Source organism: Devosia geojensis (assembly GCF_000969415.1).
In the GTDB taxonomy this organism is placed as follows: Bacteria; Pseudomonadota; Alphaproteobacteria; order Rhizobiales; family Devosiaceae; genus Devosia; species Devosia geojensis.
Genome location: NZ_JZEX01000123.1, coordinates 22,872 through 28,871, shown reverse-complemented (window position 1 = coordinate 28,871; position 6,000 = coordinate 22,872). Strand labels below are relative to the sequence as shown.

General features: G+C 65.1%; 4 protein-coding genes. All 4 read left to right on the top strand.

Annotated features, from left to right (window positions below; all coding sequences use genetic code 11):
• Positions 1-841: 841 nt before the first annotated feature.
• The 4 genes from VE25_RS14440 (at position 842) to VE25_RS14425 (ending at position 5,999) form a co-directional block, all read left to right on the top strand.
• Positions 842-3,829, top strand: coding sequence for a helicase-related protein (locus tag VE25_RS14440; RefSeq protein ID WP_046109349.1), 2,988 nt, complete (start codon positions 842-844; stop codon positions 3,827-3,829).
• 11 nt (positions 3,830-3,840) lie between these two features.
• A complete protein-coding gene (locus VE25_RS14435) occupies positions 3,841-4,242 on the top strand; it encodes an RNA-binding S4 domain-containing protein (RefSeq protein ID WP_046109348.1) in 402 nt (133 codons plus the stop codon).
• A gap of 498 nt (positions 4,243-4,740) precedes the next feature.
• Positions 4,741-5,079 carry a ferredoxin FdxA gene (gene fdxA, locus VE25_RS14430; protein ID WP_046109339.1) on the top strand — a complete coding sequence of 113 codons (339 nt, stop codon included), beginning with the start codon at positions 4,741-4,743 and terminating at the stop codon, positions 5,077-5,079.
• Positions 5,080-5,435: 356 nt separating this feature from the next.
• Positions 5,436-5,999: a CarD family transcriptional regulator gene (locus VE25_RS14425; protein ID WP_046109338.1), complete on the top strand. Its 564-nt coding sequence runs from the start codon at positions 5,436-5,438 to the stop codon at positions 5,997-5,999.
• Position 6,000 lies beyond the last annotated feature (1 nt).

The following is a 6,000-nucleotide window of genomic DNA, read 5'->3' as shown; positions in this document are numbered from 1 at the left end:
GGCACAATGCGTGCCCCTCCCCTCAAGGGGGGAGGGGCACGCATTGTGCCTGTGGCAGCATGGTGCCCTCCCACCGGCTGTCATCCCGGCGCAGGCCGGGATCCAGCCCTGAACACATCAGCGAGCGCAGGGAGAGCGGCTGGGCACTCCCTGCCCCATCCACACCTTACGGCTGGCGAGCTATCTCAGGATGGGCCCGACTTTCGCCGGGGTGACATTCGGTGGGATGGTGAGATCGTGCCACCAGCGGACTAATCCGCAAAGCTACTGCGAGGCGATCTCGCGCGCCCGCTCCAGGGGCCGGGGAGGTGCTAATCCTGCTGCTGGAGCAGCATGGTGCACACTCACCGCTGTGGTGCACAAACCGTCGGATGGCTCTGACCCGAAAAATCTTGCTTAATCAACACCTAACGCCGGCGTTGTCCCGAAACGGCACGGTCAACGGTGTTTTTTGCCAATGCGGGCGCGGGAACCGCCGCTGGCGCGGGGGTCGCTTCGTCAATGCGTCAAAAAACTTTGCCATAGAAGCGTTTACCTCGGCTTCACACTTCGATTCGGATGGCGCCGGGAGGGCCGATCTTCACCCTTTGGCAACGAAGCTGAACGGGAATTGGCCCCACATCCGTCGCGGGGAGCGGCTTTGCTACGCCCTTGTGGCGACTCGCGAATCCGACCCACAAGATGCTGTAGGGAACAAACCCGGACTCAGCGATTCGCGCCGATTCGGTCTGACTTTGTTCGCTTATCGTTCCGGTCGTTAACGATAGAGGGCACGCGCCCTCTGAATCGTCCACGCGCGGGACACTCGCAACCCGCCGGCGAAACGCTTACATTGGCCGTGATGACGTCTCTCCCCTCCCAGTCGCTCAAGGCGATTCTTGGCCCCACCAATACCGGCAAAACCTATTTTGCCATCGAGCGCATGCTCGCGCACGGCTCGGGCATGATCGGCCTGCCGCTGCGCCTTCTTGCGCGCGAGGTCTACCAGCGCTGCGTCGAGCGCGTCGGCGCCGGCGCGGTGGCGCTGGTGACGGGCGAGGAGCGCATCGTGCCCGACCGGCCGCGCTACTGGGTCGCGACCGTCGAGGCCATGCCCGTCGACCTGCCCGTCGAGTGCGTCGCCATAGACGAGGTGCAGACCGCCATAGACTTCGAGCGCGGCCATGTCTTCACCGACCGCATCCTCAACGCGCGCGGCACCAGCGAAACGCTGCTCCTGGGCGCGGCCACCATGGCGCCGGTGATCAAGACCCTGCTGCCTCATGCCGAGATCATCCACCGCCCGCGCTTTTCGCAGCTGACCTATGCCGGCTCGAAGAAGCTGTCGCGCCAGCCGGCCCGCTCGGCCATCGTCGCCTTCTCGGCCAACCAGGTCTACGCCATCGCCGAGCTGATGCGGCGCGAGCGCGGTGGGGCGGCGGTGGTGATGGGCGCGCTTTCGCCGCGCACCCGCAACGCCCAGGTCGAGCTCTACCAGAACGGCGACGTCGACTTCCTCGTTGCGACCGACGCCATCGGCATGGGCCTCAACCTCGACATCCATCACGTCGCCTTTGCCGACGACACCAAGTTCGACGGCCACCAGAGCCGTCCGCTGACGCCTGCCGAGTTCGGCCAGATCGCCGGACGCGCCGGCCGGCATGCGAGGAACGGCACCTTCGGGGTGACGGCCGGCACCGGGGATTTCGAGGAAGACCTCGTCGTCGCGCTCGAAACGCACGACTTCGAACCGGTCAAGGTGCTGCAATGGCGCAACAATGCGCTCGATTTTTCCTCGATTCCCGCGCTGCGCGACAGCCTAGAGGCGGCCCCGAGGCACAAGGCGCTGACCCGGGTGCCCGTCGCCACGGACCAGACCGCGCTCGAGTTCGTTGCCCGCAACGAGGCCGGAAGGCTGGCGGAAAGCCCGGATTCCGTGCGTCTTCTCTGGCAGGTGTGCCAGACGCCGGACTACCACGGCATCTCGCCGGCCGCCCATGGCGAGATCATCACGCGCATCTATTCGGATTTGATGCGATTTGAAGCGGTCGACGCGGACTGGATTGCCGAGCAGGTGCGCTTCTGCGACAATGTTTCTGGCGACATCGATACCCTCTCCAATCGTATCAGACAGGTTCGCACCTGGACCTTCGTCGCCAATCGCAAGAATTGGCTCACAGATCCGACACACTGGCGTGAAAAGACCCGTGACATAGAGGACCGCCTCAGCGACGCCCTACACGAAAAGTTGACCCAGCGATTCGTGGACCGGCGGACGAGCGTTCTCATTCGTCACCTGAAAGACAGACGTATGGCATCTCCTGAAATCAACGACCGCGGCGAAGTGAGCCTTGAGGGCCACCTGATCGGGACCCTGGAAGGCTTCCGCTTCACCTTGGCGCGCACCGAAGGCGACATCGACGCCAAGGCGCTGCGCTCGGCCGCCGAACAGGCCGTCGCTCCCGAAATCCGCAACCGTGCCGAGCGCCTCGCCGGCGCGCCCAATGAGGAATTCGTGCTGGCGACCGATGGCCGCCTGCGCTGGAAGGGCGAGATCGTCGCCGAACTCCTTGAGGGCGATGCGCTGCTGCGCCCGCGCGTCTTGGTGCTGGCCGACGAATCGCTGACCGGCGTCGACCTCGAGAAGGTTCAGGATCGCCTCAATCTCTGGCTGCGCCATCATATCAATACCGTGCTCGAGCAGGTGATGGCGCTGGAAGCGCCCGCCGACCTCGAAGGCACCGCCCGCGGCATCGCCTACCGGCTCTACGAGCACCTGGGGCTGATCCCGCGCCATGAAGTGGCCGAGGAGGTCAAGAGCCTCGACCAGGAGGTACGCGGGAAGCTGCGCAAGCTCGGCGTCAAGTTCGGCGCCTACCACATCTATCTGCCGCTCTCCCTGAAGCCCGCCCCGCGCGAGCTCGCCATCATCCTCCATGCCCTGAAGAACGGGGGCGTGCGTCAGCCGGGCGTCACCGATCTGCCCCATGTCGTGCTTTCGGGCCGCACCTCCTTCGAGATCGACCCGGAAGTGGCCCCCAAGCTCTATGAGGTCGCCGGCTTCAAGGTCGCCGGCAAGCGCGCCGTGCGCGTCGATATCCTTGAACGCCTCGCCGACCTCATCCGGCCGCTGATCGCCCTCGATGCCAGCCGCCACCAGGGCGAGCTGCCGCCCGGCGCCGCCGAAGGCAACGGCTTCCGCGTCACCGTCGAGATGACCTCGCTGCTCGGCTGTTCGGGCGAGGATTTCGCTTCCATCCTGACCTCCCTCGGCTACCGCGTGCGCCGCACGCCAAAGCCCCCGGTCGAGGTCGCTTCGCCCGCCGAAGTCGCCGAAGCGGCAACGCCCGACGGACCCGTTTCCGCCGACGCGCTTGTCGATGCCGAGGCCGAGGCCAACGCTTCGCCCGAAGGCGCCGCCGAGACGGTGCTGGCCGAGGTTGTGGCGGATGTCGCGCCGGTCGGGCTTGCCGAACCCGGGCAGGCCGTCCTGGAGACGGAGCCCGAAAAGCCCGCCGAGCCCGAATTCGACGAGATCTGGTTCCCCGGCCGGCGGAACGACCACCGCGACGAGCGCCGCCGCCAGCAGGGGCGTCCGGCCGGCGACGGCCAGAACGGCAACCGCCAGCATCGCGGCCCGCGCCGCGACGAAGCTGCGGGTGATGGCGCCGGCAACGGCAAGCCGCGCTTCGACAACCGCGGCAAGAAAAACGGCGGCCAGCGTTTCGAAAAGCCCCGCAACGAGCGGCCGAAATTCTCCTCGCCCCCGCGCGAGAAGCGCGAGCCAGTGTTCGACCCCGACTCGCCGTTCGCCGCGCTCGCCGCGCTCAAGTCCAAGAAGCCGGAATAGGATTGACGGGCTTGTCCACAACCGCGCCCCGCAAGGAGCGGCTGGACAAGTTCCTGTTCTTCTCGCGCGCCCTCAAGTCCCGCACCCTCGCCCAGAAGGTCATCGAGGCGGGGGCCGTCCGGGTCAATTCCGAGCGCATCGTCGACAGCGCCCATAAGGTCGCGCCCGGCGACGTGCTCACCATGTCGCTCAACGATCGCGTCCTCATCTGGCGCATCATCGAGTGCGGCACGCGCCGCGGTCCCGCCAGTGAAGCGCAGGCGCTTTACGAGGACATCTCGCCCGCCCGTCCCCCGCACGAGGAGCTCTCCGCCTTCGAGCGCGCCATCGGCGAGCGCGTTCCCGGCAGCGGCCGCCCGACCAAGAAGGAACGCCGCGACACCGACCGGCTGCACGGCGACGAGGAGGAGTAGCCATAGTCACGCTTTGACGGAAAGCACGAGGTCTTCCTGGAGGGGAGGGATCGTGTGCACCATCGTGCTCCACCCATTGGCTGTCATCCCGGCGAAAGCCGGGACCCAGTAAACGGCGCAGGTGCGACTGCGCTCCGACGAGCACCCCCACCGGTCATCCCCGCGCAAGCGGGGACCTCCGTTTGCCGGACCGACGACAGCAACAGAGGTTCCCGCTTGCGCGGGAATGACCCTGTGGTTGGGATCGTACTGTGCGGAAACCGTTTGGCCGTGAGTACTGGATCCCGGCTTTCGCCGGGATGACAGTCAACAACCGGGAACGTTGCACCGGGCCACGTCCAACTGAAACCGCTTGGCGCGCTTTCGCCGCCTGCCGCAAAACCCTGCTCGCGAGCAGTATTGCAGTCGGCTGCAAAAGCGTTTAGCACCGGCAAAACACCCGGTTCCCCTTCCGGGCGCGCCCAAAACCTGACTATTTGGGGCAGGATTGCTCAGCCTATGACCTATATCGTCACCGACAACTGCATCAAGTGCAAGTACATGGACTGCGTCGAGGTGTGCCCCGTCGACTGCTTCTATGAAGGCGAGAACATGCTCGTCATCCACCCCGACGAGTGCATCGATTGCGGGGTCTGCGAGCCCGAGTGCCCCGCCGAGGCCATCAAGCCCGACACCGAAAGCGGGCTCGACAAATGGCTCGAGATCAACACCAAGTACGCGTCCGTCTGGCCCAACATCACCGAGAAGCGCGATCCTCCGCCCGACGCCAAGGAGTTCGACGGCGAGGAAGGCAAATACGAGAAGTACTTCTCGGAAGCTCCCGGCGAAGGCGACTGACGCCCCGGCAGCCCTGCGCGCCGGTCATGACTCCTTCGGACAGCATTGCTGACGCACTACTTGGCGGGGCCGTTTGGACCCCGCTAAGGGCGCTGATTCGATATTTTTGATTTTGCTGATTTTTTGTGCTATGGTCTTCGCACATGCAGTCAAGCCGGTCATTTTGAACCAGTGCCGCGAGGCACATTTTTTTTGACAGGATCGAGAACTGATGCGCACCCCCCGGGAAGCGGACCGGGTGGCTTGCGCCTTGACTGTGCCTGAAGCTCCGGAAAATCGGGGCCGACGTTAAGAGTACGGGTGAACGGTCCTATCCCGCAGGGAACCGTTCATGGGGCGTCAAGAAGGAGTTCCCTATGGTAACCAAGAAGTCAGTGCAGCGGCTTGGGTTCAAGACCGGCGAGTACATCGTCTATCCGGCGCACGGCGTCGGGATGATCGTCGCGATCGAGGAACAGGAAGTCGCCGGGTTGACGCTTGAGCTGTTCGTCATTTCGTTCGAGCAGGACAAGCTCACGCTCCGCGTCCCCGTGGCCAAGATCAAATCGGTCGGCATGCGCAAGCTCGCCGAAGAAGATCTCGTGGCCAAGGCACTCGATACCGTCACCGGCCGCGCCCGCGTCAAGCGCACCATGTGGTCGCGCCGCGCCCAGGAATACGAGGCCAAGATCAATTCGGGCGACCTCATCGCCATCTCGGAAGTCGTGCGCGACCTCTACCGGTCCGACGACCAGCCCGAGCAGTCCTACTCCGAGCGCCAGCTCTTCGAGCAGGCCATGGACCGCATGAGCCGCGAGATCGCCGCCGTCAACAAGCTGACGCTCACCGAAGCGGTGCAGCTCATCGAGAAGAACCTCGCCAAGAGCCCGCGCCGCGGCAAGTCCGCGGAAGCCGAAGCCGACGAGGAAGCTGCCGCCTGAT

Excerpts from the sequence above, each read along its gene's own strand:
- VE25_RS14440 (WP_046109349.1), top strand. The coding sequence starts at position 842 with ATGACGTCTCTCCCCTCCCAGTCGCTCAAGGCGATTCTTGGCCCCACC.
- fdxA (WP_046109339.1), top strand. The coding sequence starts at position 4,741 with ATGACCTATATCGTCACCGACAACTGCATCAAGTGCAAGTACATGGAC.
- VE25_RS14425 (WP_046109338.1), top strand. The coding sequence starts at position 5,436 with ATGGTAACCAAGAAGTCAGTGCAGCGGCTTGGGTTCAAGACCGGCGAG.